The organism is Leifsonia shinshuensis (assembly GCF_013410375.1).
Lineage (GTDB): Bacteria > Actinomycetota > Actinomycetes > Actinomycetales > Microbacteriaceae > Leifsonia > Leifsonia shinshuensis.
In genome coordinates this window covers 1,405,369-1,429,758 of sequence record NZ_JACCFL010000001.1, presented here as the reverse complement: position 1 = coordinate 1,429,758, position 24,390 = coordinate 1,405,369, and the positions used below count along the sequence as shown (strand labels likewise).

General features: G+C 71.7%; 18 protein-coding genes. 4 read left to right on the top strand and 14 right to left on the bottom strand.

Features of this window, described 5'->3' with window-relative positions:
- Positions 1-4: 4 nt before the first annotated feature.
- Both HNR13_RS06975 and HNR13_RS06970 read right to left on the bottom strand, forming a co-directional pair.
- Entirely contained in the window at positions 5-691 is a 687-nt protein-coding gene (locus tag HNR13_RS06975) for a LuxR C-terminal-related transcriptional regulator (protein WP_343063485.1), read from the bottom strand.
- A gap of 73 nt (positions 692-764) precedes the next feature.
- Entirely contained in the window at positions 765-1,112 is a 348-nt protein-coding gene (locus tag HNR13_RS06970; protein WP_179605077.1) for a response regulator, read from the bottom strand.
- Positions 1,113-1,278: 166 nt separating this feature from the next.
- Between HNR13_RS06970 and HNR13_RS06965 the strand changes: the two genes are divergently transcribed.
- Both HNR13_RS06965 and HNR13_RS06960 read left to right on the top strand, forming a co-directional pair.
- The gene (locus HNR13_RS06965) at positions 1,279-2,271 is read left to right on the top strand and encodes a type III PLP-dependent enzyme domain-containing protein (RefSeq protein WP_179605076.1); all 993 of its coding nucleotides are present in this window, start codon (positions 1,279-1,281) and stop codon (positions 2,269-2,271) included.
- Between the two features lie 165 nt (positions 2,272-2,436).
- Positions 2,437-4,119, top strand: a complete 1,683-nt coding sequence (locus HNR13_RS06960; RefSeq protein WP_179605075.1) for a carboxypeptidase regulatory-like domain-containing protein — start codon at positions 2,437-2,439, stop codon at positions 4,117-4,119.
- Between the two features lie 70 nt (positions 4,120-4,189).
- On the opposite strand, the gene HNR13_RS06955 is transcribed toward HNR13_RS06960, so the two are convergent.
- From HNR13_RS06955 to sucC, 10 genes are all read right to left on the bottom strand, one after another.
- On the bottom strand, positions 4,190-6,004 hold the full coding sequence (locus HNR13_RS06955; protein ID WP_179605074.1) for an ABC transporter transmembrane domain-containing protein: 1,815 nt from the start codon (positions 6,002-6,004) through the stop codon (positions 4,190-4,192).
- Positions 6,001-7,845: an ABC transporter ATP-binding protein gene (locus HNR13_RS06950; protein ID WP_179605073.1), complete on the bottom strand. Its 1,845-nt coding sequence runs from the start codon at positions 7,843-7,845 to the stop codon at positions 6,001-6,003. The genes HNR13_RS06955 and HNR13_RS06950 overlap by 4 nt, the downstream gene beginning before the upstream one ends.
- Before the next feature lie 478 nt (positions 7,846-8,323).
- Complete coding sequence (gene ddaH / locus HNR13_RS21865) at positions 8,324-9,526, bottom strand: dimethylargininase (RefSeq protein ID WP_179605072.1); 1,203 nt, start codon at positions 9,524-9,526, stop codon at positions 8,324-8,326.
- 98 nt (positions 9,527-9,624) lie between these two features.
- On the bottom strand, positions 9,625-10,680 hold the full coding sequence (locus HNR13_RS06940; RefSeq protein ID WP_179605071.1) for a Glu/Leu/Phe/Val dehydrogenase family protein: 1,056 nt from the start codon (positions 10,678-10,680) through the stop codon (positions 9,625-9,627).
- A gap of 111 nt (positions 10,681-10,791) precedes the next feature.
- Positions 10,792-12,372: a bifunctional phosphoribosylaminoimidazolecarboxamide formyltransferase/IMP cyclohydrolase gene (gene purH, locus HNR13_RS06935; RefSeq protein WP_179605070.1), complete on the bottom strand. Its 1,581-nt coding sequence runs from the start codon at positions 12,370-12,372 to the stop codon at positions 10,792-10,794.
- Positions 12,369-12,962, bottom strand: a complete 594-nt coding sequence (purN, locus tag HNR13_RS06930; RefSeq protein ID WP_179605069.1) for a phosphoribosylglycinamide formyltransferase — start codon at positions 12,960-12,962, stop codon at positions 12,369-12,371. Before purN ends, purH begins: the two co-directional genes overlap by 4 nt.
- 47 nt (positions 12,963-13,009) lie before the next feature.
- A complete protein-coding gene (locus tag HNR13_RS06925) occupies positions 13,010-14,287 on the bottom strand; it encodes a cell division protein PerM (protein ID WP_179605068.1) in 1,278 nt (425 codons plus the stop codon).
- A gap of 55 nt (positions 14,288-14,342) precedes the next feature.
- Positions 14,343-15,728, bottom strand: a complete 1,386-nt coding sequence (locus HNR13_RS06920; protein ID WP_179605067.1) for a hypothetical protein — start codon at positions 15,726-15,728, stop codon at positions 14,343-14,345.
- A 144-nt stretch (positions 15,729-15,872) separates the two neighbouring features.
- Positions 15,873-16,760, bottom strand: a complete 888-nt coding sequence (gene sucD / locus HNR13_RS06915) for a succinate--CoA ligase subunit alpha (protein WP_179605066.1) — start codon at positions 16,758-16,760, stop codon at positions 15,873-15,875.
- A gap of 18 nt (positions 16,761-16,778) precedes the next feature.
- Positions 16,779-17,942 carry an ADP-forming succinate--CoA ligase subunit beta gene (gene sucC, locus HNR13_RS06910; RefSeq protein WP_179605065.1) on the bottom strand — a complete coding sequence of 388 codons (1,164 nt, stop codon included), beginning with the start codon at positions 17,940-17,942 and terminating at the stop codon, positions 16,779-16,781.
- 233 nt (positions 17,943-18,175) lie between these two features.
- Between sucC and HNR13_RS06905 the strand changes: the two genes are divergently transcribed.
- Both HNR13_RS06905 and HNR13_RS06900 read left to right on the top strand, forming a co-directional pair.
- Positions 18,176-19,654 carry a hypothetical protein gene (locus HNR13_RS06905; protein ID WP_179605064.1) on the top strand — a complete coding sequence of 493 codons (1,479 nt, stop codon included), beginning with the start codon at positions 18,176-18,178 and terminating at the stop codon, positions 19,652-19,654.
- Entirely contained in the window at positions 19,651-20,757 is a 1,107-nt protein-coding gene (locus tag HNR13_RS06900; RefSeq protein ID WP_179605063.1) for an oxygenase MpaB family protein, read from the top strand. Before HNR13_RS06905 ends, HNR13_RS06900 begins: the two co-directional genes overlap by 4 nt.
- Here HNR13_RS06900 and HNR13_RS06895 read toward each other — a convergent pair.
- A complete protein-coding gene (locus HNR13_RS06895; protein ID WP_179605062.1) occupies positions 20,754-21,794 on the bottom strand; it encodes an FUSC family protein in 1,041 nt (346 codons plus the stop codon). The two genes, HNR13_RS06900 and HNR13_RS06895, sit on opposite strands and share 4 nt — an antisense overlap.
- Positions 21,791-24,316, bottom strand: coding sequence for an ATP-dependent helicase (locus HNR13_RS06890; protein ID WP_179605061.1), 2,526 nt, complete (start codon positions 24,314-24,316; stop codon positions 21,791-21,793). Before HNR13_RS06890 ends, HNR13_RS06895 begins: the two co-directional genes overlap by 4 nt.
- Between the last annotated feature and the right edge of the window lie 74 nt (positions 24,317-24,390).

Genomic DNA, 24,390 nt, shown 5'->3' with positions numbered 1-24,390 from the left:
GATGTCAGGCGTCCCGGCCGAGGAACCGCAGCACGGCGAGCACCCGGCGGTGGCCTTCCGTGGTCTCCTCGATGTCCAGCTTGTTCATGATGTGGCCGATGTGCGACTCGACGGTGCGCAGGCTCAGGTGCAGAGCGGACGCGATCCCGGCGTTGGAGAGCCCCTCCGCCATCAACCGCAGCACGTCGACCTCGCGCGACGACAGCGACTCGACCGCGGCCTCGCTCGACCGGGCGGACACGAGCAGCTGCACGACCTCGGGGTCGACGACGGACCCGCCGGCGGCGACGGTCCGGACCGCGTTGACCAGGGTGTCGGCGTCGGCGACCCGGTCCTTGAGGAGGTAGCCGGTGCCGCTCCCAGCGCTCATCGCCCGGATGGCGTACGCCGCGGTGGTGTACATGGAGAGCAGGAGGACGCCGACCGCGGATCCGGAGGCGCGCAAGCTCTCCAGCGCGCGCAGCCCCTCGTCGGTGTGCGTCGGCGGCATCTTGATGTCGAGGACGACCGCGTCGATCCCGCCGTCGTCGGCCGCGAGCACGTCGAGCGCCTGTTCGGCGGTGTCGACCGAGGCCACGACCTCGATTCCGCCCGCGCGCAGGATCTGACCGATCCCCTCACGGAGCAGCACAGCGTCATCGGCGACTGCGACCCGGAGCGGCCGGCGAACCGAGTCGTCCACCCCCACCACGCGCTTACCCTAGCAGGCGGCGAATCCCGTCGGCGCGACTTCCGTCGTCAGGACCGAACGGGCCGCTGCGCGCTCACCTCAGCAGGCTGCGGATCGCCTCTCCGGTCAGTTCCGCCTTGCTGATGAAGCCGTCGGCTCCGCTGTCCGAGACGCGCGTCCCGTAGTCGCTGCGGGAGCGGCTCGAGGTGAGCACGACGGCGGCCCCCGTCTCGTGCATCGCGGTCACCAGGTCGAAGCCGTCGACGTCCGGCAGGCCGACGTCGAGCAGCACCAGATCCGGGGCGAGGGAACGACTGAGCTCGACGCCGCCGGCGCCGGTCTCGGCGTCCCCGACGACGGAGAAGCGCTCCAGGGTGAGGAGCTCTGCGGCCTGAGCCCGGAACCGTGCGTGGTCGTCGACGATCACAACACGGAGGCACATGCCTCGATTCTCTCCGGGCGCAGTGGCGGCTGCATCCGTGCCAGCACGCATCGGCAAACGGGTGGCCCCCCGGATGCGGGTGAATCCGCCGCGGCGGCAACATATGAGACAAGCTCAACGAAGCCCGGTGAGAGCCGGTGGAGCTGAGGAACCCGAGGAGAACGCGATGTCCACCGCAACCCGAACCGCCTACCCGAACGGCGCCGCCCGAACGGACGCCGAGGCGGTCGCGGTGGACCTCGACGGCCTCCCGCTCGTCGTCCTCGACCTGGAGCGGGCCCGCCGCCGCTACCAGGCGCTTCGGGAGGAGTTCCCCTGGGTCGACGTGCTCTACGACGTCAGCGCGCTCGCCCACCCGCGGCTCCTCGCAGCGGTCGCGGAGGCGGACGGCGGCTTCGCCGTCACCCACGACCAGGCGCTCCCCGCCCTCATCCTCGCCGGAGCCGGCGGCCGCCACGTCCTGCACGCCACACCCGGCGCGCACCCGCACGAGGCGAGGGCCGCGTACGACGCCGGCGTGCGGCGCTTCGTGGTGGACTCCCCGCGCGCGCTCGATGTGTTCGTCGGCGCCCCGGCCGACCTGCGCGTCGTGCTCAAGCTCCAGCCCGAGGGTGTTCCGCGACCCGCGCACCGCGCCGCCGTCGGGATGACGCCGGCGGAAGCGGTCGCCGCCGCGCGTGCCGCCCACGGCCTCGGGATCCGGCTCTCCGGCCTGTCCCTCACCCTCCCGCAGAACGGCAGCCCCGCCGAGTACGTGGCCGAGATCGTCCGGGCGATCGGCGTCGCGGCCGACATCGAGGCCGCGACCGGATCCCGGCTGCGGATCCTCGACCTGGGCGACGGCTTCCCCGGGCGCTGCGACGCACGTCAGGGCGAACGCGCCGAGCTGGCCCGCGCCATCCGCGGGATCGTCGCACCGGCGACCTCCGGGGTGATCGTGACCGCCGCCGCGGGGCGCGCGGTGACCGCGGGCTGCCTGACCGTCGTCGACGGCGGATCGGAGCGCGAGGTCGACACCGCCGCGGCCGCCGAGCTGATCGACGCGGGCGCGGAGGTCGCGGTCCTCGACGGCGGCGCCTCGCTCGTGCAGCGCCTCCCGCTGTTCCGCGGCCGCGGCCGGCTCGACCATCGGACGGTGCGCCGCACGACACGCACCTGAACCATTCAGACCTGGTCGGACGACGGGCCGTCAACCCAACCCGTAACCAACCCCTTGGCCCGTCCCGACCACGGCGGCAAGCCCCGGATCGCCCCCTCCGACGATCCGGGGCTTGCCCGTGTGGCGTGTATCGTGTGGGATGTGAAATCTGCACCACTTCTCCAGATGGCCGCGGCACTGACCATCTCGGCCGTCGCCGCAGTCGGCGCCGCCGCGCCCGCGGCCGCGACCCCGTCCGTGTACACCGTCACCGGCACCGTCTTCCACGACGCCGACCGCGACGGCGTCCTGTCGCTCGGCGACCTCCCGCTCCCGAAAGCCACCGTCGAGCTCTACGGCAGCGCGGAGGACGCGGCGGCGCACACCGGTGCGCTGCGCAGCGTCACCACCAACGCTCTCGGCGTCTACTCGGCCACCGGGCTCCCTGCCGGCACCTACTTCGCCACGGCGAGCGCGGACGGCTACCGCTCCGGCGCCGCGGCGCAGACCACCGTCCACGGCCTCTCCCTCGTGGGCGTCGCCGACCTCCCGGCCATCCGTCAGACCGACCTGACGGTGACGGTGTTCGCCGACAGCAACGGCAACGGCGTCCGGGACGCCGGCGAGAGCGCCCTCAACGGCAAGACCGTGATCCTCATCGACGTGCTCGCCACCCAGAAGGCGATCGCTGACGGCTCGCTCGCCGCGATCGACGTCGGGTCGGCGGTCGCCGGGGCGCTGGGCGGCTCGCTCGACCTGGGCGACGCCATCCGGTTCCGCACGACCGCGAACGGGCAGCCGATCACCTTCACCGATGTCCCGGAGGGCGCGTACGTCGTGATGCGCTCGCCGTTCAACCTGACGATCGGCGAACTCCTCGCGAACACCTCGCGCGTCACGGCGCTCATCGACCTGATCGGCTCGGGCAGCGCCGACGCCCTTCTCGCGATGGACCCGGCCCTGCTCGACACCGGCGACCTCAGCACGACGCCCCGCAACGACTACCTGACGAAGCTCGCCTCCGGCCTCTCCCGCGCGGTCGCCGCCGTCGACGCGGCCGACACCGAGAGGCTCCTCGGCGCGGACGCCTCGGCACAGCTCGGCGCGGTCACGGGCACGGTCGCGCAGGCGGCCGGTCTGCTGGCGGGCATCCCCGCGACGCACTTCGCGGTGGTCGACCACTGGGGCACGAGCTACCAGCTCACCGACCTGACGGCGCGGAAGACCACGGACTTCCTGTTCGGCGTCCGCCAGCACGTCAGCATCGCAGGGACCGTGTTCAACGACGCCAACGCCAACGGCAAGAAGGACGGCCTGGAGACCGCCGAGTCCGTCACACTGACCGCGTACCGCGCGGACGGCACGGTGCTCGGGTCGACCAGGACGCCGTCACTGATCGGCTCCTACAAGCTGGGCGGCCTCCCCTACGACACCGACATCTACCTCGGTTTGAGCGGCACGGCGAAGACACCGTCGGTTCGCTTCACGGGCGAGGTGCCTCCAGCGCTCGCGGACGTGACCCTGGTCGGCTCGTACCGCCTCTCCGGCACGGACACCGCCGACTCGGTGACGCAGGACATCGGCCTCGCGGCGCTGACCGCGCCGACCGCGACGGCGGGCGCCGTCTCGGCGTCGGGAACGGCGACGCTCACGCTGACGAACACGATGTCCGCGGTCGTGAGCGTCGGTTACCGTGTCAACGGCGGCGCGAGCACCGCGTCGACCGTTCCCGCGAAACCCCTCATCGGCTCGGCCGGGACGCGCACCGTCACCCTCACCGGTCTCGTCCCCGGCGAGAACACGGTGACGATCGACTGGTCCGCCGGCGTCTACGACGGCGGCACGGTGACCCTCTCCGTCGTCCGCTGACCCGGCGCACCAGCCAGAAGGCCCCGGAAAGCACGAGCTTTCCGGGGCCTTCGCCGTCGCCGCTACAGGCTCAGACCAGCGAGTCCCGCCACGCGGCGTGGAGCTGCGCGAACCGCCCGGTGCCCGCGATGAGCTCGTCCGGCGAGCCGTCCTCGACCACGCGGCCGTGCTCCATGACCAGCACCCGGTCCGCGATCGCGACCGTCGACAGACGGTGCGCGATGATCACGGCGGTGCGGTCGGCGAGCAGCGTCTGCAGCGCCTCCTGCACCAGGCGCTCGCTCGGGATGTCGAGCGAGCTGGTCGCCTCGTCCAGGATGAGCACCGCGGGGTTCGCCAGGAACGCCCGGGCGAACGAGATCAGCTGGCGCTGACCGGCGGACACTCGGCCGCCGCGCTTGTTCACGTCGGTGTCGTAGCCGTTCGGCAGCCCCGCGATGAACTCGTGGGCGCCGACCGCCCTCGCGGCCTCCTCGATCTCCTCGCGCGTCGCGTCCGGCTTGCCGAGCGCGATGTTCTCGGCGACCGAGCCGCTGAACAGGTAGGCCTCCTGGGTGACCATGACGATCGCGCGGCGCAGGTCCTTCGGGTGCATGTCCCGCAGGTCCACGCCGTCGAGCGTGACGGCGCCCTCGCTCGGGTCGTAGAACCGCGAGATCAGCTTGGCCAGCGTGGACTTGCCCGCTCCGGTCGAGCCGACGAGCGCCACGGTCTGCCCGGCCGGGATGTCCAGGCTGAACTCCGGGAGGATGACGCGGTCGCGCTTGTAGGCGAAGGTCACGTCGTCGAAGCGCACGTGGCCCTCGGCCGTCCACAGGTCGGTGGGCTTCACGGGGTCGGGAACACTCGGCTCCTCCTCCAGGACGCCCGAGATCTTCTCGAGCGCCGCGGCGGCCGACTGGTAGGAGTTGTAGAACATCGCCATCTCCTCCATCGGGTCGAAGAACCGGCGTGTGTAGAGCAGCGTCGCGAGCAGCACGCCGATCGCGAGCTGGCCGTCCGCGACCCGGAAGCCGCCGACGAGCAGCACGGCGCCGACCGTCACGTTTCCGATCATCACGAGCCCGGGGTCGAAGATCCCGAACAGTTGGATGACGCGCGCGTTGACGTCCCGGTAGTCCTCGACAAGGCCGCCGAACTCCTTCTCGTTGCGCTTCTCCTTGCGGAACGCCTTGACCGCGCGGATGCCGGTCATCGTCTCCACGAAGTGCACGATCAGCTTCGCCGACGCCACCCGCGAGATGCGGAACAGCACCTGCGAGCGCTTCTGGAACCAGCGGGTCAGCAGGTACAGCGGCAGCAGCGAGCAGAGCAGCACGACGCCGCTCACCCAGTCGAGCCAGAACAGCGCGATCGCGATGAACAGCATGTACAGGAAGCCCTGCACGAGCTGGTTGATGCCCGAGTCCAGCAGCTCGCGGATGGAGTCCAGGTCGCTGGTCTGCCGCGAGATGATGCGGCCGGACGTGTACGACTCGTGGAACTCCAGCGAGAGCTTCTGGGTGTGCAGGAACACCCGCTTGCGCAGGTCGATCAGGATCGCCTGGCTGATGCGGGCGCTCAGCACCGTGTACCACGCGATCAGGACGGCGCCGATGACGCCGGTGATCAGGTACGCGACTCCGGCCGCGGCCACCGGGAGCCAGTTCTGGCTCTTGAGGGCGGTGATGCCGTTGTCGATGCCGAACGCGATGATCGCGGGTCCCGCGACCTGGCCGGCCGTGCTCACCACGACGACGATCGCGGTCAGCACCAGCCGCATGCGCAGCGGGTGCAGCAGCGAGCCGAGCAGACGCAGCGAGCGCCGGCGGATCTGCCGGCTCTCCTCCTTGCTGAGGTCGTGGCGCTCTTCGCCTTCGACGCCCAGGACGGTCGCGGTGCTCACAGGTTCACCTCCTGAAGGATCTCCTCGTCGCGGTCCTCTTCGAGGGAGGACAGGACGAAACGGTAGTGCTCATTGCTCACGAGCAGGTCATGGTGCGTGCCGACGGCCGTGATCCGGCCGTCCTCCAGCAGCGCCACCCGGTCGGCCAGCATCACCGTCGACGGACGGTGCGCGACGACCAGGGCGGTCGTGGAGGCGAGAACCCGGCGGAGGGCGGCCTCCACCAGCGCCTCGGTGTCGACGTCGAGCGCGGAGAGCGGGTCGTCCAGCACCAGGATGCTGGGCGCCGCCGCCACGGCACGCGCGAGCGCGAGCCGCTGACGCTGGCCGCCGGACAGGCTGAGGCCCTCCTCGCCGACCTTCGTCTCCACGCCCTCCGGGAGCTCGTAGACGAAGCCGGCCTGCGCGATCTCGAGCGCCTCGGTCAGGATGCGCTCCGCCTCGGCGGAGGCGGGGTCAAGGCCGTCGCGGCCGAGCAGCACGTTGTCGCGCACGGACGCCGAGAACAGGGTCGCGTCCTCGAACGCCATCGCGATTGCCTTGCGCAGGTCGTAGCGGGTGAGGTCGCGCACGTCCACGCCGTCCACCTTCACCGCGCCGCCGGTCACGTCGTACAGGCGCGTGGTGAGCGCGGTCAGCGTCGACTTGCCGCTGCCGGTGAGCCCGACCAGCGCCATCGTCTCCCCCGGACGGACCGTGAGGTCGATGCCGTTCAGGAGGTCAGGGTAGCGCTCCGGCGAGTCCTGGTAGCGGAAGTGCACGTCGTCGAAGACGAGCTCGCCGCGGGGCTCCGCGATGCGCTTCGGCTCGGCCGGGTCGGTGATCGTGTTGACCTCGTCCATGACCTCGAAGAAGCGGTCGGCCGCGGTACGCGTGTCGAACGTCATCGAGAGCAGGAAGCCGATCGACTCGATCGGGAACCGCAGGACGGTGGCCGTCGCGAAGAACGCGACCAGCTCGCCGACGGTCAGCTGGCCCTGCGCGGCCAGCCACACGCCGACGACCAGGCAGATGCCGAACGCGACGTCGGGGATGAGCAGCAGCCACAGCCAGATGCCGGCGATGGCCTTCGCCTTCTCGATCTCCGTGCCGCGCAGCGCCTCGGCTTGCGACTCGAACCTCTTCAGCGCGTGCTTGCCGCGGCCGAACGCCTTGAGGACGCGGATGCCGTGCACCGACTCCTCGACGGCGGTCGCCAGGTCGCCGGCCTGGTCCTGGCTGCGCCGGGCGATGATCGAGTACTTCTTCTCGAACACGAAGCCGTAGATCCACAGCGGCACGGACAGCACCAGGAAGATCAGGCCGAGGATCCAGTTCCAGCCGATCAGGATGGCGAAGCCGACGATGATGGTGACGACGTTGACGACGAGCAGCACGATGCCGAACGACAGCCAGCGCCGGATCAGGCTCAGGTCGCTGACGGCGCGCGACAGCAGCTGGCCGCTCGGCCACCTGTCGTGGAACGACACCGGCAGGTCCTGCAGCTTCTCGTACAGGGCGTTGCGCATCCGCGCCTCGACGTGGGTGCCCGGGGTGAGCACGAACCAGCGCCGGAGCGAGATGAACACGGCCTCGGCCGCGCCCAGCCCGACGACGAGCAGCGCCGCCGGCCACACGGCCGCCGGGTCGCCGGTGGAGAGCGGGCCGTCGACCAGCCAGCGCAGCACCTGCGGGATGCTCAGCGCGACCAGGCTCGCCAGGAGCGCGGCGACCATGCCGAGCAGGATGCGGGGCGCCGCCGACTTCGCGAACGGCAGGACGCGCAGCAGGGTGCGGACCGTCCCCGAGCGCTTCTTCTCTTCTCTTTGCGGTGGGTGCTGATGGGTTTCAGCGATAGACATGAGTTCCGTTTTCTCTGAATGCGTTTCTTGACTTCTTCTTCGTGCGCAGGGTCGGCTTCGACCCGGTGCGGCGTGCTGAGAGGTCGCCGAAGGGATCCGTCCACGAGATCGTGACGTGCCGGGACCGGGATGCCCCGTGCGGGTGCCGGCGACAGTCAGCCGGAAGCGCGTACCTGCCTGGGACCTACCAGGCGGGGGCCGGCTCCGGGGACGCGTACGCGGCGGCGACGAGCCCGAACACGGTCACGGTTCGTGTGTTCTCAGTCGTTGTCATGGCGTCCTCCCCTAGCCCGATGCGTCTTCCGAATGCTGCGACAAGGCAGCCCTACAGAATATTCCCAGCATCTCTCAGAGCGCAAGAGCGAGTTTCGGATTGCCCGATTCGTGCCGAATCGCGTCGAGGCGATTCGTGCCGAATGTCGCGAATAGCGCGGCTATTGCCGCGATTCGTGCCGAATGTGGAGGGCGTCGGCGGACGTCAGCGGATGCGGATCGAGAGGCAGGTGACGCAGCCCTCGAGCTTCTCGAACTCGGAGATGTCGACCTGGATCACCGTGTAGCCGAGGTCCTCCACCAGCGCGACGGAGGCCGGCGCCGACGACGACATCAGCACGGTCTCGTCGTCGAGGACGACGACGGCGGTGCCGTGCGCCTCCGGGACGGGCAGGAAGCGCTCGAAGATCCGCGGGTCGTCCACGAGCGGCTCGTAGCCGATCACAGTGCCGTCCGGGAGGGCGGTGACGGCCGTCTTGAGGTGCAGCGCCTTCGTGACCGGGACCGCGACGACGGTGTAGCCGAGCGGCGCGACCAGCGCGCGGAGCTGGCGGATGCCCTCCGCGTTGGTGCGGCCGCCGCGGCCGACGTAGACGGTGTCGCCGACCTTGAGGACGTCGCCGCCGTCCAGCGTGCCCGGCTCCTCGATGCGGAGGAGGCGGAGGCCCTGCGCGCGCAGCGCGGCCTCGGTTCCGGCGACCTCCGGCTTGCGCTCGTCCGCGCCGGGCCGGGAGATCACGGCGGTGTCGCCGAAGACGACGGCGGTGTCCTCCACGAACACCGAGTCCGCGAGCCGGTCGGCGCTGGCGACCTCCACGGTCTGCCAGCCGGCGGCGGACAGCGCGGCGACGTAGTCGTCCCACTGCTTGTCCGCGAGCTCGCTGTCGACGGCCTCGCGCTCGATGTGGGTGATCAGGCCCTCGCTGAGGTTGGCGGCGGGGATGCGGACCAGCGCGATCTTGCGGGAGGTCGGGCCGCCCTGCGCCTCGACGGCGCCGAACACCGCGTAGCCGGCGGTCGGGAACGCGACAGCGACGGCGAGCCAGAACGGCAGTTCGATCGAGATCAGCAGCGTGAAGAGCTGGCCCCAGGCCGCGCCGGACAGCGTGACGTTCAGCGTCGAGAACAGGACGATCTCGCCGATGAACGTGCTCACGAGCCCGACGAGGACGCCGGCCACGACCGCGATCCAGCGCCGGTCGTAGCCGCCGAGCAGCGCGGCGATCGCCGAGAGGACGAAGGCCGAGAGCGCGGGCCACCCCAGATACGTGGTGATGTTGCCGAGCGCCTGTGCGTTCAGCTGATTGGCCACCATCAGGACGAAGGTGGCGGCGACGAAGCCGATGGCTGCGACGGCGACAGCGGAGACGAGGGAGGCGACGAGCCGGCGGGCCCACGGGGAAGTCATGCGAAAAAGCCTATCCGACCGGTTGCTATGCGAACGCCGGTAGGCGCAGACCGTCCCGCTGCCGGCCGGGGCGGCCGGCAGCGGGATGAGCGAACGGATCAGGCGTGCGCGGGCTCCCGCAGGCGGGCGAGCGCGATCTCGTCGGCGGCCTCCAGGGTGGTGATCCCGCGCTCGGCGGCCACGTCGAAGACGTGCGAGACGATGTCGCCGATCGCCTCGACGCGCTCCTGCGTCGCCTCGGCCGAGGGGTGCTCCTCGTTCATCATGGCGAGGAAGATCACGCCGCCGGCGTTGACGACGAAGTCGGGCGCCCACAGGATGCCGCGGGCAGCGAGGCGCTCGGCGCCGGAACGCTCCGCGAGCTGGTTGTTCGCCGGGCCGACGACGGCCTTCACGCGCAGCTCGTCGATGACGGAGTCGGTCAGGACCCCGCCGACGCCCGCGGGGACGAACAGGTCGCCCTCCACCCGGTGCGCCTCATCCGGCTCCACCCACGCGGCGCCGAGCGCCTCGGCGAGGGCGCGCTTGGCCGGGTTGACGTCGGTGACGGTGAGGACGGCGCCCTCGCTGGCCAGGCGCATGGCGATGATGGAGCCGACGTGGCCGAGGCCGAGCACGGTGACCCGGCGGCCCGCGACGTCGCGGCTGCCGGTGGCGCGCTCCAGGGTGGCGAGGAGGCCGGCGTAGACACCGGCGGCGGTCGCGTCGCTCGGCTCGCCGACGCCGCCCTCCGCGGGCGGGAGGCCGCACACGTGCGCGGTGCGGGTCGCGACGACGGACATGTCCTCGGCGCTCGTGCCGACGTCCTCCGCGGTCATGTAGCTGCCGCCCAGGCTCTCGACGGCGTCGCCGAGGTCGAGCATGACCTCGTAGCGCTCGGTCGCGGTGAGCTGCTTGCCGCGCGGCAGGTAGACGACGGCCTTGCCGCCGCCGCGGTTGAGGCCGGCGGCCGCGTTCTTGAACGACATCCCCTCGGCCAGGCGGAGCGAATCGGCCACGGCCTCCTGCCAGGAGTCGTAGTTCCACACCCGGCAGCCGCCGAGGGCGGGGCCGAGGACGGTGGAGTGCACCGCGATGCTGATGGTGAGGCCGCTCCGCCTCCCCTTCACCACATGCAGTGTTTCGTGCGGAAGGTCGGTGGGCAGGACGGACATCGGTGTCTCCTCGTGGGATCGCGGTGAATGCTGAGGGTCTTGTGGACCGTCGTCTATTCTCCGCGACCCCGCGAAGGGATGCAATCCAGGGGCGGCGCTCAGTGGCGCGCCTCAGTGGAAGAAGTGCCGCTCCCCGGTGAAGTACATCGTCACTCCGGCCGCCTTCGCCGCGGCGATGACGTCCTCGTCGCGGATCGACCCGCCCGGCTGCACGATCGCGGCCACGCCGGCGGCGATCAGGATCTCGGGGCCGTCGGCGAACGGGAAGAACGCGTCGGAGGCAGCCACGGAGCCCGCGGCGCGGTCGCCCGCGCGACTGACGGCAAGGTTGCAGGAGTCCACCCGGTTCACCTGGCCCATGCCGACGCCGACGGAGGCGCCGTCCTTGGCGAGCAGGATGGCGTTCGACTTGACCGCGCGGCACGCCTTCCAGGCGAACTCGAGGTCGGCGCGCGTGGCGGCGTCGGCCTCCTCGCCGGAGACCAGCGTCCAGCCGCTGGAGTCGAAGCCGTCGAACCGGTCGGCATCCTGCACCAGCACGCCGCCGGAGAGCTGCCGGAACTCGGTCACCGACCGCGCGTAGCCCTCGGGCAGGCGCAGGATGCGCAGGTTCTTCTTGGTCTGCAGCAGCTCCAGGGCCTCCGGCTCGTAGTCCGGAGCGATGAGGACCTCGGTGAAGACGCCCTTGACCGTCTCGGCCATCGCGAGCGTCACCGTGCGGTTCGCCGCGATCACGCCGCCGTACGCGGAGACCGGGTCGCACTCGTGCGCCTTGCGGTGCGCGTCCGCGATGTCGTCGGAGACCGCGATGCCGCACGGGTTGGCGTGCTTGATGATCGCGACGGCGGGCTCGGTGAAGTCGTACGCGCTGCGCAGCGCCGCGTCGGCGTCCACGTAGTTGTTGTACGACATCTCCTTGCCGCCGAGCTGCGTCGCCTGGGCGATGCCGCGGCCGGCCGGGTCGGCGTAGAGCGCCGCGGCCTGATGGGAGTTCTCGCCGTAGCGGAGGGTCTGCTTCAGTTCGGCGCGCACCTCGAACCGCTCGGCGAAATCGGCGGTGGAGGGCGCCTCGCCCGCGAACCAGGCCGCCACGGCGCCGTCGTAGGAGGCCGTGTGCGCGAACGCCTTCGCCGCCAGCGCACGGCGCTGGTCGAAGCTCGTCCCACCCGCGGCGACCGCCTTCGCGACCTCCGCGTAGTCCTCCGGCGAGACGACGATCGCGACGTTCGCGTGGTTCTTGGCGGACGCGCGCACCATCGCCGGGCCGCCGATGTCGATCTGCTCCACGACGTCGTTGCCGACCGCGCCCGAGGCGACGGTCTCCACGAACGGATAGAGGTTGACGACGACGAGCTCGAACGGCTCGATGCCGAGGTCCTTCAGCTGCTCCTCGTGCGAGGCGAGCCGCAGGTCGGCGAGCAGGCCGGAGTGGATCGCGGGGTGCAGCGTCTTGACCCGGCCGTCCAGCGACTCGGGGAAGCCGGTGACGCTCGCGACGTCGGTCACGGCGTGCCCCGCGTCGCGGATCGTCTGGGCGGTGGAGCCGGTCGACACGATCTCGACCCCGGCCTCCGCCAGCGTCGCGGCGAGGTCGAGCAGGCCCGTCTTGTCGCTGACCGAGATCAGCGCGCGGCGGATCGGGACGACGTCCCGTTCGCGGTAGAGGCTGGCGTCGTGACGGGGTCCGCTCATACTCGGGAGAGCTCCTTGAGGTCGATGTGTCCGTTGGCGATGTCGAGGACGGCGTCGATCAGGAGACGCCGCTCCACGGGTTTGATGCGTTCGTGCAGGCTGGCTTCGGTGTCGCCGGGCTCGATGGGCACCCGTTCCTGGCTGATCACGGGCCCGGCGTCCACGCCGTTGTCGACCACGATCAGGCTGGCGCCGGTCTGCGTCGCGCCGGCGGCGAGGGCGTCGCGCACGCCGTGCGCGCCGGGGAACTCGGGCAGGTAGGCCGGGTGGGTGTTGATGAGGTGCGGGGAGAGCGCCTCGACCACGCGCGGCGGCACCAGGCGCATGAACCCGGAGAGGATGACGAGGTCGGGTTCCCAGAGCAGGATCTGCTCCAGCAGCGCGTCGCCCCACTCCTCCCGGCTGTCGTAGGAGGTGAAGGGGACCGTGAACGACGGGACGCCGAACTCCTCGGCGTGGTCCAGCCCGTCGGCCTCGCGGTCGGCGCCGACGGCGACGACCCTGGCCGGGAACTCGGCGTCGGAGGCCGCCTCCAGCAGGGCGCGCAGATTGGAGCCACCACCGGAGATCAGCACGACGATCGAGAGCACGCGACAAGCCTACCCATCCGGGGAGGCGGCCTCCGACCAGGTGGCGGTCAGCGCCGGGCGCGGGCGCCGGCCAGCAGTCCGATGACGGCCGCGACCGCGACCTCCGCCGCGGCGAGCGCGCCGACGAGCCACGGATTCGGACCGACGTCGTGCAGCCGGCCCGGGCCGAGCGCCCCGGCCGACCACCAGGCCAGGAGGCCGAGCTCGATGCCGGCGACGACGCCGATGCCGAGCGCGGTGAGCACGAGCGCCAGGGCCCCGTCGGTCTGGGCCCGCCGGGTCGCGCGCAGCAGCGCGGCGGCGAAGAAGCCGGCGAGCAGCGGCACGATCACGCCGGCCAGGCCGAACGCGTAGCCGTGCGCAGGGATGACGCCGAAGAGCGGGACGCCGGGGAGCGGGCCGAGGGCCGTCCCGAGCGGGCTGACCGTCGACCCGGTGCCGATGGCGAAGCCCGGCCCGACCAGCCATGACATCAGCCAGATGACGAGGTTGGGGAGGAACGCGAGCTGCGCGACGGTGAGGGCGACGCCGCCCGCGACGCCGGTCTGGAGCTGCTCGTACAGGCCGATGATCGTGCCGTAGTTGCCGAAGATGAGGAGCGCGAGGAGGAGTGCGGCCACCCCGATGACCATCGCGGTGGCCGCGCTGCCGGCGCGCAGGGCGCCGAGGAGCGCGGTGCGGACGGGCGCGGGGACCGCGGCCACGCGCGACCGGACCGCGGTGACGGCCGGGGCCGCCGCGGTGCGGAGCGGCGACGCTCCCGCTCCGTCGTCGCCCGCACGGTCGCCCGGACGGTCGGCCGACGGCTCCCCCACGCCGCGGAGGGAGGCGAAGACGAAGCCGATCCCGATCCCGAGCCCGTAGACGAACATCGGGAACAGGAAGCCCTGCCAGATCGACGGCCGGACGATGTCGCTCCCCGCTGTCGCGGTCACCACAATGGAGATCAGAAAGAACACCGCCAGCGCGGAGACCGCGCCGGTCGAGCGGTACGGCGTCTCGGCGGCGCGCGTCCCGGTCCGCACGCCGAGCCCGGCGGTCAGCGCCGCGAAGCCGAGCAGGGCGATCGTGACCTGGAACGGCGTCGCGGCGCCGGGCAGGCCGAGCGAGCCGACGAGCTGCGGATCGAGGGTCACCGTGAGGTTGACGCCGTGCCCGACCAGCCAGATGTCGGCCGTCGCGCGCCAGAGGACCATGAAGTCGCCCGCGAGATGGTACTGGGCCGCCCACAGCACGGTCAGCGGCACCAGGCAGACCGCGAGGCCGATCGCCGCGACGATGACCGCCTCGAGCGCGGCGAGCAGGGCGACGGTTGTGCGATTCATGTCCGGATGGAGCCTACCGGCCCCGCGGTCGCCCGCCCGGAAGACACTTCGGCGCTCAGGAGACGGTCGTCACCGGGGTGTCCTCGTCCGCGTTCTCCGGGACGGTGATCACCGGTCGCTGGACGAGCTCGAGGATGGCGATGACGACCGCCGCGATCACCAGCGTCCAGATGATGAGCGCCGGCGTCAGCGGTCGGACGAACAGCACGATCGCCGCGGCGATGACCGCGACCGCGGCGCGCAGCAGCACCCGCTGGGCGTAGAGCCACTCGCCGACCCGGCCCGTGCTGATGCCGTGCCGCTCCGCGGCCTCCCGCACCCAGGTCACGCCGGAGCCGAAGAACCCGCGCAGCTTGCGCGGCACCGCGAACGGCCCCGAGTACCAGGCGACCAGCGCGACCACGATCGCCAGCACGAGCACGGCGACCCCGGTGTCCTTCATCGCCGTCGACACCGTCGTGTAGAGCGTCGTCGCGACGCCGGCCGGCACCAGCTTCGGGGAGGCCGAGGCGATGAACACGATCTGGCCGATGGCGATGGCCGACACGACGACGATCATCGCGATCGCCAGCGCGGACGCCGCCCCGATCAGGGCGAGCGCGCGGCGGCGCGCGACGATCACCCCGAGCGCGAGCAGGCCGATCGAGACCCAGGGCAGCCAGGCCCCGGCGACCACCGCGAGGTTGTAGAAGACCTGCAGGGTCGGGATGGACGAGTTCTGGGCGACCGTGATGGTCTTGTCGATCGTCGGGATGCGCGACGCGAACGTGATCCCCTGGTCCACGAGCTGCTGCTTGACCTTGTCGATGATCGGGCCGAGCTGGATGCCGACCGACCCGTCCTTGCCGATCGCGATCGCCGCCTGCGGATTGCCCTGCATCGTGGCGACGAGCTGGTTGTGACTGACCCGCAAGGCGTCCTGCCAGACCTGCGCGAACGCGTCGGAGGCCACGAACCGGCCGACCGTGGTCTGGATCAGCGACACGATGCCCTGGGCAAGCGGCGCCTTGAGCGCGTCGAGCGCCTTCGTCGCGACGGGTCCCGTGCCGAGGCCGGTGATGCCGTCGATCACCTGCGAGGTGAGCTGCGGGATGTCGACGTGCTGCTGGATGACCTTGACCGTCTCGTCGGTGACATACGCCTGGACACCCGGATCGTTCGCGAGGGGTGCGTAGGTGGCGACGAACGCGTCCGTGTCGGTGAGCTGCACCTTCGCCCAGGAGGCCACCACGGCGACGGGCGCGAGGATCGCGCCGATCACGATGAGCACGACGGCGAGCAGCGTCCAGCCCCAGCCGCGCTTGTGCTTCGGCTCAGACGCCGGCGCGAGCTCCGGCAGCGGCTCCGTCGCGTTCTCGTCGAGGCGGGAGCGCAGCGCGGCGTTCTCGGCCTCGAGCGCCGCGACCCGGCGTGCGAGCTCGTCGTTGGTCGGACGTGGCATCGGCAGCCCCCTTCCGGACGGTGGTGCTCACTGTAGCGCCGCCGTACCGCGTGCGGGCAGGCCCCGGAACCGCGCTGTGGAGAGACGGATCGGGGCCGGACTCCGTGGAGGAGTCCGGCCCCGATCGGCGGTTCGAGCGGCGGTCTACAGCGCCGCGTAGACCTCGCGGAGCAGCGCGGCGGTCTCGGACGGCGTCTTGCCGACCTTCACGCCGGCGGCCTCCAGGGCCTCCTTCTTCGCCTGCGCGGTGCCGGCCGAGCCGGAGACGATCGCGCCGGCGTGGCCCATGGTCTTGCCCTCCGGCGCAGTGAAGCCGGCGACGTAGCCGACGACCGGCTTGGTGACGTTGGCCTTGATGAAGTCGGCGGCGCGCTCCTCGGCGTCGCCCCCGATCTCACCGATCATGACGATCGCCTTGGTCTCCGGGTCGGCCTCGAACGCGGCGAGCGCGTCGATGTGGGTGGTGCCGATGATCGGGTCGCCGCCGATGCCGATGGCGGTGGAGAAGCCCAGGTCGCGCAGCTCGTACATCATCTGGTAGGTCAGCGTGCCCGACTTGGAGACCAGGCCGATCGGGCCCTTGCCGGTGATCGTGGCCGGGGTGATGCCGACGAGCGACTCTCCCGGGGTGATGATGCCGGGGCAGTTCGGGCCGATGATCCGGGTCTTGTTGCCCTTCTCCTTGGCGTAGGCCCACGCCTCGGCGGAGTCCTGCACCGGGATGCCCTCGGTGATGACGACGAGCAGCGGGATCTCGGCGTCGATGGCCTCCACCATCGCGTCCTTGGCGAACGCGGGCGGCACGAAGATGATCGACACGTCGGCGCCGGTCTTCTCGATGGCCTCGACGACGGTGCCGAAGACGGGGAGCTCGACGTCGCCGTGGGTCACGGTGGTGCCGGCCTTGCGGGCGTTGACGCCGCCGACGACCTGGGTGCCGGCCTTCAGCATGAGCGCGGTGTGCTTGGTGCCCTCGCCGCCGGTGATGCCCTGGACGATGACCTTGGAGTCCTTGTTGAGGAAGATAGACATTCTCTGATTCGTCCTTGCTTACTTCGCGGCCAGCTCGGCGGCCTTGTCGGCGCCTTCGTCCATGGTGAGTGCGAGGGTGACCAGCGGGTGGTTCGCCTCGGTGAGGATGCGGCGGCCCTCGTCGACCTTGTTGCCGTCGAGACGCACGACCAGCGGCTTGTTGGCCTCGTCGCCGAGGATCTGCAGCGCCGTGACGATGCCGTTCGCGACCGCGTCGCAGGCGGTGATGCCGCCGAAGACGTTGACGAACACGCTCTCGACCTGCGGGTCGTTGAGGATGACGTCCAGGCCCGCCGCCATGACCTCGGCCGACGCGCCGCCGCCGATGTCGAGGAAGTTCGCCGGCTTGACGCCCTTGTGCTTCTCGCCCGCGTAGGCGACGACGTCGAGCGTGGACATGACCAGGCCCGCTCCGTTGCCGATGATGCCCACCTGGCCGTCGAGCTTGACGTAGTTGAGGCCGGCCTTCTTGGCCTTGGCCTCCAGCGGGTCGGCCGCCTCCGCGTCCTCGAGCGCCTCGTGGTCGGGGTGGCGGAAGTCGGCGTTCTCGTCGAGCGTGACCTTGCCGTCGAGGGCGATGATGTCGCCCTCCTCGGTGAGCACCAGCGGGTTGACCTCGACCAGGGTCGCATCCTCGCCGGTGTAGACCTCGTAGAGCTTGACGAAGACGTCGGCGACCTTCTCGACCAGCTCGTCCGGGAAGCCGGCCGCGCGGGCGATCTCGATGGCCTTCGCGGTGTCGACGCCGCCGCGCGGGTCGACCTCGATGCGGGCGAGCGCCTCGGGCTTCTCGACCGCGAGCTGCTCGATCTCCATGCCGCCCTCGACGCTGGTCAGCGACAGGTAGGAGCGGTTGGCGCGGTCGAGGAGCACCGAGAAGTAGAACTCGCGGGCGATGCGGGCGCCGCCGGCGACCATGACCCGGCGGACCACGTGGCCCTTGATGTCCAGGCCCAGGATGGCCTTGGCGGCCTCTTCGGCGTCGTCCGGCGTCTTGGCGACCTTCACGCCGCCCGCCTTGCCACGGCCGCCGACCTTGACCTGCGCCTTGACGACGGTGACGCCGCCCAGCTTCTCCGCGGCCGCCCGGACCTCCTCCGGAGTGTCCGCGACGATGCCCGGAAGGACCGGGACGCCGTACTTCTCAAACAGGTCTCTGGCCTGGTACTCGAATAGATCCACGGTTATCCAATCCGCTGATGTCCGGGGCGCTCGTGGCGGTCCGGCTGTTATCTCCTGGGCGGTCCGGCGGGAGAATAGCTCGACGCCGAGATAAATTCGCCAGTGAGAACTTTAGCGCGTCCGACTGAACAGCCCGAATCCGTTTCTCCTCCACCGGGCGACGCGCAGGCCAATCTCTCCACCGATTCCGCCGCGGCCGTCCGCCGGCGCTCCGGTCCGGCGACCGTGGAGGCATGACACATCGCATCTCGAACTTCCTGACCGCCTTCGTCCTGGCCGGCCTGGCCGTGTTCCTCGGCGTGCTGCACGCCGTGGTGGCGGCGCCCGAGGCCCGGGCGCTCTCCGGCGCGGGGCACGGCCCCGGTTATCTCTCCTCCGACGGCTGGTGGCTCGGCACCTACCGGCTCGACGACGGCGCCCAGGGCTTCTGCCTCAACGCCGGCAAGCCGAGCCCGACGGGCAACGGGTACGACTACGCCGACGCCGGCGAGCTCGGCTGGTACTCCCCCGAGCAGGCGGCGTCCCTCGCGTACATCTCCCGGATGTGGGCGGGGACCGACGACCGGCTCACGGCCGCCGCTGGGCAGATCGCGACCTGGCTGGTGGCGGGGATGGGCGGCCACACCCCCGAGGAGGTGGCGCGGAGGGCCGGGGCGGATGCCGGCGCAGTGCTGGCCCGGGCCTACGAGATGGTCGACGAGGCCGCGCGCCTCGGCTCGACGGCCGTCCGCGCCGACGCGGTGCTGGAGCTCGCCGAGACCGGCCCGGGTCGGGTCAGGGTCGAGCTGTCGGTCGTGCGCCCGGCCGGGACCGAGCTCCTGGCCCCCGGAGCGCACCTGGCGCGGGTGACGCTCGACGGCGCGATGTTCCGGGACGGGGCGAGCGCGGCCGAGCTGCCCACCGGAACCGACCTGGAGATCGTGCCGTCCGGCGAGGAGCCGAGCGTGACGGTGAGCGCGACGGCGGCGCTCGACGCGCTGCCGTACGGCGACCGCCTGCTGGTGGCCGCACCGCACGGGGACGCGCAGGCCGTGCTCGTCGCCGTGCCCGCGGCCGCGGAGGCGCGCGCCGCGGCCTCCACGACGGGGCCGTCCCCGCTGCCCTTCCAGCCGCGGGTCAGCACGGTGACGAGCGCCCCGGAGGCCGTCCCGGGTGCACTGGTGCACGACCGGCTCACCGTGACGGTCGACACGGCGGACGGGCTGCTGCCGTCCTGGGGCGTGCGCCAGGGCGACGACGGGCTGGCGCCGGTGGAGGCCGTGGTCGAGAGCACGCTCTACGGCCCGTTCGATGCGCCGATCGCCGAGTCGCCGGAGGTGCCGGACGGCGCTCCGGAGGTCTGCACGGTGGAGACCGTCGTGAGCGGCACCGGGGAGTACGACACCCCGGCGTGCGCGATCCCGGAGGCCGGCCACTACGTCTGGGGCGAGCGGATCGACCCCTCCCGCCTCCCGGCGGGCGAGGGCGGCGAGCGGATCCGCCCGTGGCGGTCGGCATTCGGCGTCGCGGCGGAGATCACCTTCGCCTCCGTCCCGGTGGTTCCGGCCCCGGCCTCGGCGGCCCCAGCCGTCCTCGCGGCCACCGGCGCGACCGGGGACGCCTGGCCGGCGGCGCTGGGCGCCGGGCTCGCGGGGTCCGGGCTCGCGGCCGTGCTCATCGGACGGCGTCTGCGTCGACGGAATACGGTATCCCGTTGCAGGATGGATGCATGACCGCTGTGCGCGCCGACCGTGGCGCCGGGACGCCCCGGGAGCTCACGTTCCGGCAGCTCTCCGGCGAGGCGCTGTGCCTCGCCGGAGGGGGTCGCGCCCTGCTATTGCAGATCGCGCACCCCGCTGTCGGGCGCGGCGTCGTCGAGCACAGCGACTTCGCGGACCGGATGATGGCGCGGTTCCATGCGACCATGACCTTCGTCTACGCCGCGACCTTCGCGACCCCCGAGGAGTTCGACGTGGTGCGCAGGCGCGTCAACCGCGCGCACGCGCCGGTCCGCGGCGCGGCGACGGCGGCCGGCCCGGCGTACAGCGCCTTCGACCCCGAGCTGCAGCTGTGGGTCGCGGCCACGCTCTACGCCACGATGGTCGATCTGGACGCGCGCGTCTTCGGGCCGCCCAGCGCCGCGTCGCGGGAGGAGCTGTACCGCGAGGCGACCCGCTGGGGCGGCGGCCTCCAGCTCCGCCCGGAGGACTGGCCGGCCACCGAGGCGGCGTTCCGGGACTACTGGGACGACATGGTCGCACGACTCTCGGTGACGGACGCCACGCGCGCGGTCGCCGGGCAGATCCTGAACCCGGGCGGCGCGCCCGTCTGGCTGCGGGCCGTGCTCCCCGACGCGCGGCTCGTCACCGCCGGCCTGCTGCCGCCCGGCGTGCGCGAGCAGTTCCGGCTGCCGTGGAGCCCGGCGATCGAGCGTCGCTTCGAGCGTCGGATGCGCTGGGCGGGCGCGGTGTACCCGCGGCTCCCGGAGCGGCTCCGGCACGGCCCGCGCGACGCGTACCTGCGCGGTCTGCGCCGGTCGCTGGCGGACGATCGGCGGCCGGTGGACGAACGGGTGGCGGCGGACGATCGACGGGCGGCGGACGCTCCCCGGGCAGCCGACGCTCCGTGGGCGGCCGACGCTCCGCGAACGGCGGACGGTCTCCGGGCAGCGGACGATCCCCTGGCTGCGGACGATCCCCGGGCTGCGGACGATCCTCGCCCAGCGGACGATCCTCGCCCAGCGGACGCTCCGCGGACGGCGGGCGAGCGCGGCGGCGCCGCGCATCCCGGCATCCGCACCCGGCAGCCGGGAGGAAGGACGCCGGGTCGGGCCTAGTCGGCCAGCCCGCGCGAGCGCTCCACCGCCCGGGCGAGCAGCACCAGGGCGATGCCGACGGCGGCCCCGAGGATCGTCTCCAGCACGCGGTCGACCACCAGCGCGCCGAGCGGGGCCGGCGACGCCAGGTGCGAGACCGCGAGCGCCATTGGGGTGATGAACAGCAGCGCCGAGCCGTAGTGGCGGCCGACCAGCATCTCGGCGAAGAACTGGCAGACCACGACCACCGCGATCACGACGAGGGCGGGCGGTGACCATACCAGCACGAGCGCCGTGACGACGACGCCTCCGATGGTGCCGAAGATCCGGTGCAGCGAGCGGGAGATCGAGTGCGCCGCCCGCGCGGGCGGGATGACCGCGACCACGCTCACGACCGCCCAGTACGCGTGGCCCAGCCCGAAGGCGAGGGCGATGCCACCGGCTACGAGGACGCCGATCGCGTTCTGGGCCGCCGTCAGCCAGACCCGTCCGTCGCTCAGCACTGTCGTGTCCACGCCGGGGCGGCGGTGCAGCTTCTTGAGCAGCACCGCGCCGGTGCGCGCGGCCCGGTCGCCTGCGTAGCGCCGCACCAGCCATCCCGACATGGTCAGCAGCCACGAGAACACGGCGACTCCGGCCGCGAGGGCGATCCGGGGCCAGGCGTCCGCGGCCGGCGTGGGGATCGCCGCGCAGACCAGCAGCGCGAACACGAAGAACAGCGGCACCGCGGGCAGCAGCTGGAAGGCCGTCGCGAAAAAGGTCCCCGCCACGACCACGACCAGCAGGAGGACGGTCAGCAGCCACAACGGCTCCCCCAGGACGGCGACGATCACGCCGAGCGAGATGCTCACCAGCAGTGCGACGCCGGCCACGGAGACGCTGCGCAGGCGCAGCCGGTACGGCTCGTTGCGGCCGTACAGCGCGGTGAACGCGCCGAACGTCGCGTACGCGGCGAGGTCGAGACGGCCGACGGCGAACAGCACCAGCAGCGGCACCGCGACCGCGGCCGCGGCGCGGAAGCCGACCTCGACGCTCAGCGAGGCGAGCTGCCGCCTCACAGCTTGTCGATCGGTGCGATCTTGATGAGGAGCTTCTTCGCGCCCACCTTCTCGAACTGGACATGCGCGACGCGCTTGGCGCCCTCGCCGGTGACGTTGGTCACCCGGCCGTCGCCGAAGTCCGCGTGCCGGATGCGGTCGCCCGGAGCCAGCTCCAGGTCGCCGTTGTCGCGGACCTTGCCGGTCACCCGGTTCGGCCACTCCGCCTTGGGCCGCTCGGCGGGCGCGCTGCCGCCGACCGGGTAGCTCTCGTTCCAGCGGCCAGCCGTGCCGCCGCCGAGCCCGGGTCTGCGGGCGTTCAGCGCGCGCGACTGCGAGCCGCCGCGACCGTTGGCCGCGCCGGGCGACTGGCGCCAGTCGATCAGGTCGGCCGGGATCTCCTGCAGGTACCGGCTCGGCATCGCGACCGCGGTCTCGCCGAACTGCGCACGAGTCATGGCCAGCGACAGGAACAGGCGCTTCTTGGCGCGCGTGATCCCCACGTAGAACAGCCGCCGCTCCTCGGCCGGGCCGCCCGGCTCATTGGCCGACATCCGGTGCGGGAGGAGGTCCTCCTCGATGCCGGTGAGGAACACCGCGTCGTACTCCAGCCCCTTGGCCGTGTGGAGCGTCATCAGCGACACGGAGCCGCTGGAGTCGTCGATCTCGTCCGCCGCGGCGACCAGCGACACCTCGGTGAGGAAGTCGACCAGCGTGCCGTCCGGGTTGTTGCGCGCGAACTCCTTCGTCACCGCGACGAGCTCGTCCACGTTCTCGGCGCGCGCCTCGTCCTGCGGGTCGCGGCTGTTGCGCAGCACCTCGAGGTAGCCGCTGCCGTCGAGCAGGAAGGTGAGCACGTCCGCCACCGGCGCCACCCCGGCAGGATTGGCCGGGTCGATCTTGGCGGCGGCCTCGTCCAGCAGCCCGGAGAGCTGCAGTATCGCGCCGGTCACCTTGGGACCGAGGCCCAGCGAGCCGGCGTCGCGCATGGCGTCGCGGAACGTGAAGCCGTTGTCCTCGGCGTAGCTGGCGAGCTGCGTCTCCGTCGCGGGGCCGATGCCGCGCTTGGGCGTGTTCAGGATGCGGCGGAGCGCGAGGGTGTCGTCCGGGTTGGCCACCGTGATGAGGTACGCCATCGCGTCCTTGATCTCGGCACGCTCGTAGAACTTCGTGCCGCCCATGACCTTGTAGGGCAGCGCGGAGCGGATGAAGATCTCCTCCAGCGCACGCGTCTGGGCGTTGGTGCGGTAGAAGACGGCCATGTCTTTGTAGTCCATGCCCGCGGCGTGCAGCTTCTCGATCTCGTCGGCGACGAACTGCGCCTCGTCGTGGCCGGAGTAGCCGGTGTAGCCGACGATCTTGTCGCCGTCGCCGACCGCCGTCCAGAGCTTCTTGTCCTTGCGGTCGAAGTTGTTGGCGATCACGGCGTTGGCCGCGCTCAGGATGTTCTGCGTCGACCGGTAGTTCTGCTCCAGCAGCACCACCTTCGCGCCGGGGAAGTCGCGCTCGAACTCCACGATGTTGCGGATGTCCGCGCCGCGGAACGCGTAGATCGACTGGTCCGAGTCGCCGACCACGGTCAGCGAGGCGCCCGGGACGGCGCCGACCACGTCGCGCAGCTTGGCGACGTTGCGGCCGTGCTGCTCCATCTCCTCCGCGATGTCCGGCGACACCGGCATGGTCAGCTCGCGGATGAGGGCGTACTGCGCGTGGTTGGTGTCCTGGTACTCGTCGACCAGGATGTGCCGGAACCGGGTCTGGTACAGCGCGGCGACCTTCGGGAACGCGCGGAACAGGAACACCGTCTCGGCGATGAGGTCGTCGAAGTCGAAGGCGTTGGCCCGGCGGAGCGCCCGGGTGTACTGCCGGAAGATCTCGAGGAACATCACCTCCTGCGGGTCGCTCAGGTTGGCCGAGCGCGCGAAGGTCTCGATGTCGGTCAGCTCGTTCTTGAGCTTGGAGATGCGGCCGGCGGTCCCCGCGACGGTGAAGCCGAGCGTGTCGGCGTCCAGCTCTTTGATGATCCGCTTGAGCAGGGCGCAGGTGTCGCCGGAGTCGTAGATCGTGAAGCTCTGCGTCTTGCCGATCGTCTCGGCCTCGCGGCGCAGGATGCGCACGCACGCCGAGTGGAAGGTCGAGATCCACATGCCCTGCGCCCGGCCGCCGAGCAGCTGCTCGACGCGCTCGCGCATCTCGTTCGCCGCCTTGTTGGTGAACGTGATCGCCAGGATCTCGCTCGGCCAGGCCTCCCGGCTCTCGATGAGCCCGGCGATGCGGCGGGTGAGCACGCTGGTCTTGCCCGAGCCGGCGCCCGCGACGATGAGGAGGGCGGCCCCGCGGTACTCGGCGGCCTCGCGCTGCTGCGGGTTGAGGCCGGCGAACAGGCGCTCGTTCGGTCCGCGCCGACCGCCGCCACCGTCGCCCGAGCCGGCGCGCGCCGCGCCCTCGGCGGAGGGCACGTCGCCCTCCCAGCCGTCGAGGATGATCGGCACGGAGGAGGGCACCGTGGGAGAGGAGGAGGGGGCGTCGGGGAGGCTCGTCATGTCTCCAGCCATTTTAGCCGCCGCCACCGTCATCGCGGCCGGGAGCGGAGCACGGCCAGACGAAGCCGGACGCC

Excerpts from the sequence above, each read along its gene's own strand:
- HNR13_RS06970 (WP_179605077.1), bottom strand. The coding sequence starts at position 1,112 with ATGTGCCTCCGTGTTGTGATCGTCGACGACCACGCACGGTTCCGGGCT.
- HNR13_RS06965 (WP_179605076.1), top strand. The coding sequence starts at position 1,279 with ATGTCCACCGCAACCCGAACCGCCTACCCGAACGGCGCCGCCCGAACG.
- HNR13_RS06960 (WP_179605075.1), top strand. The coding sequence starts at position 2,437 with ATGGCCGCGGCACTGACCATCTCGGCCGTCGCCGCAGTCGGCGCCGCC.
- HNR13_RS06950 (WP_179605073.1), bottom strand. The coding sequence starts at position 7,845 with ATGTCTATCGCTGAAACCCATCAGCACCCACCGCAAAGAGAAGAGAAG.
- ddaH (WP_179605072.1), bottom strand. The coding sequence starts at position 9,526 with ATGACTTCCCCGTGGGCCCGCCGGCTCGTCGCCTCCCTCGTCTCCGCT.
- HNR13_RS06940 (WP_179605071.1), bottom strand. The coding sequence starts at position 10,680 with ATGTCCGTCCTGCCCACCGACCTTCCGCACGAAACACTGCATGTGGTG.
- purH (WP_179605070.1), bottom strand. The coding sequence starts at position 12,372 with ATGAGCGGACCCCGTCACGACGCCAGCCTCTACCGCGAACGGGACGTC.
- HNR13_RS06925 (WP_179605068.1), bottom strand. The coding sequence starts at position 14,287 with ATGAATCGCACAACCGTCGCCCTGCTCGCCGCGCTCGAGGCGGTCATC.
- HNR13_RS06920 (WP_179605067.1), bottom strand. The coding sequence starts at position 15,728 with ATGCCACGTCCGACCAACGACGAGCTCGCACGCCGGGTCGCGGCGCTC.
- sucD (WP_179605066.1), bottom strand. The coding sequence starts at position 16,760 with ATGTCTATCTTCCTCAACAAGGACTCCAAGGTCATCGTCCAGGGCATC.
- HNR13_RS06905 (WP_179605064.1), top strand. The coding sequence starts at position 18,176 with ATGACACATCGCATCTCGAACTTCCTGACCGCCTTCGTCCTGGCCGGC.
- HNR13_RS06900 (WP_179605063.1), top strand. The coding sequence starts at position 19,651 with ATGACCGCTGTGCGCGCCGACCGTGGCGCCGGGACGCCCCGGGAGCTC.
- HNR13_RS06890 (WP_179605061.1), bottom strand. The coding sequence starts at position 24,316 with ATGACGAGCCTCCCCGACGCCCCCTCCTCCTCTCCCACGGTGCCCTCC.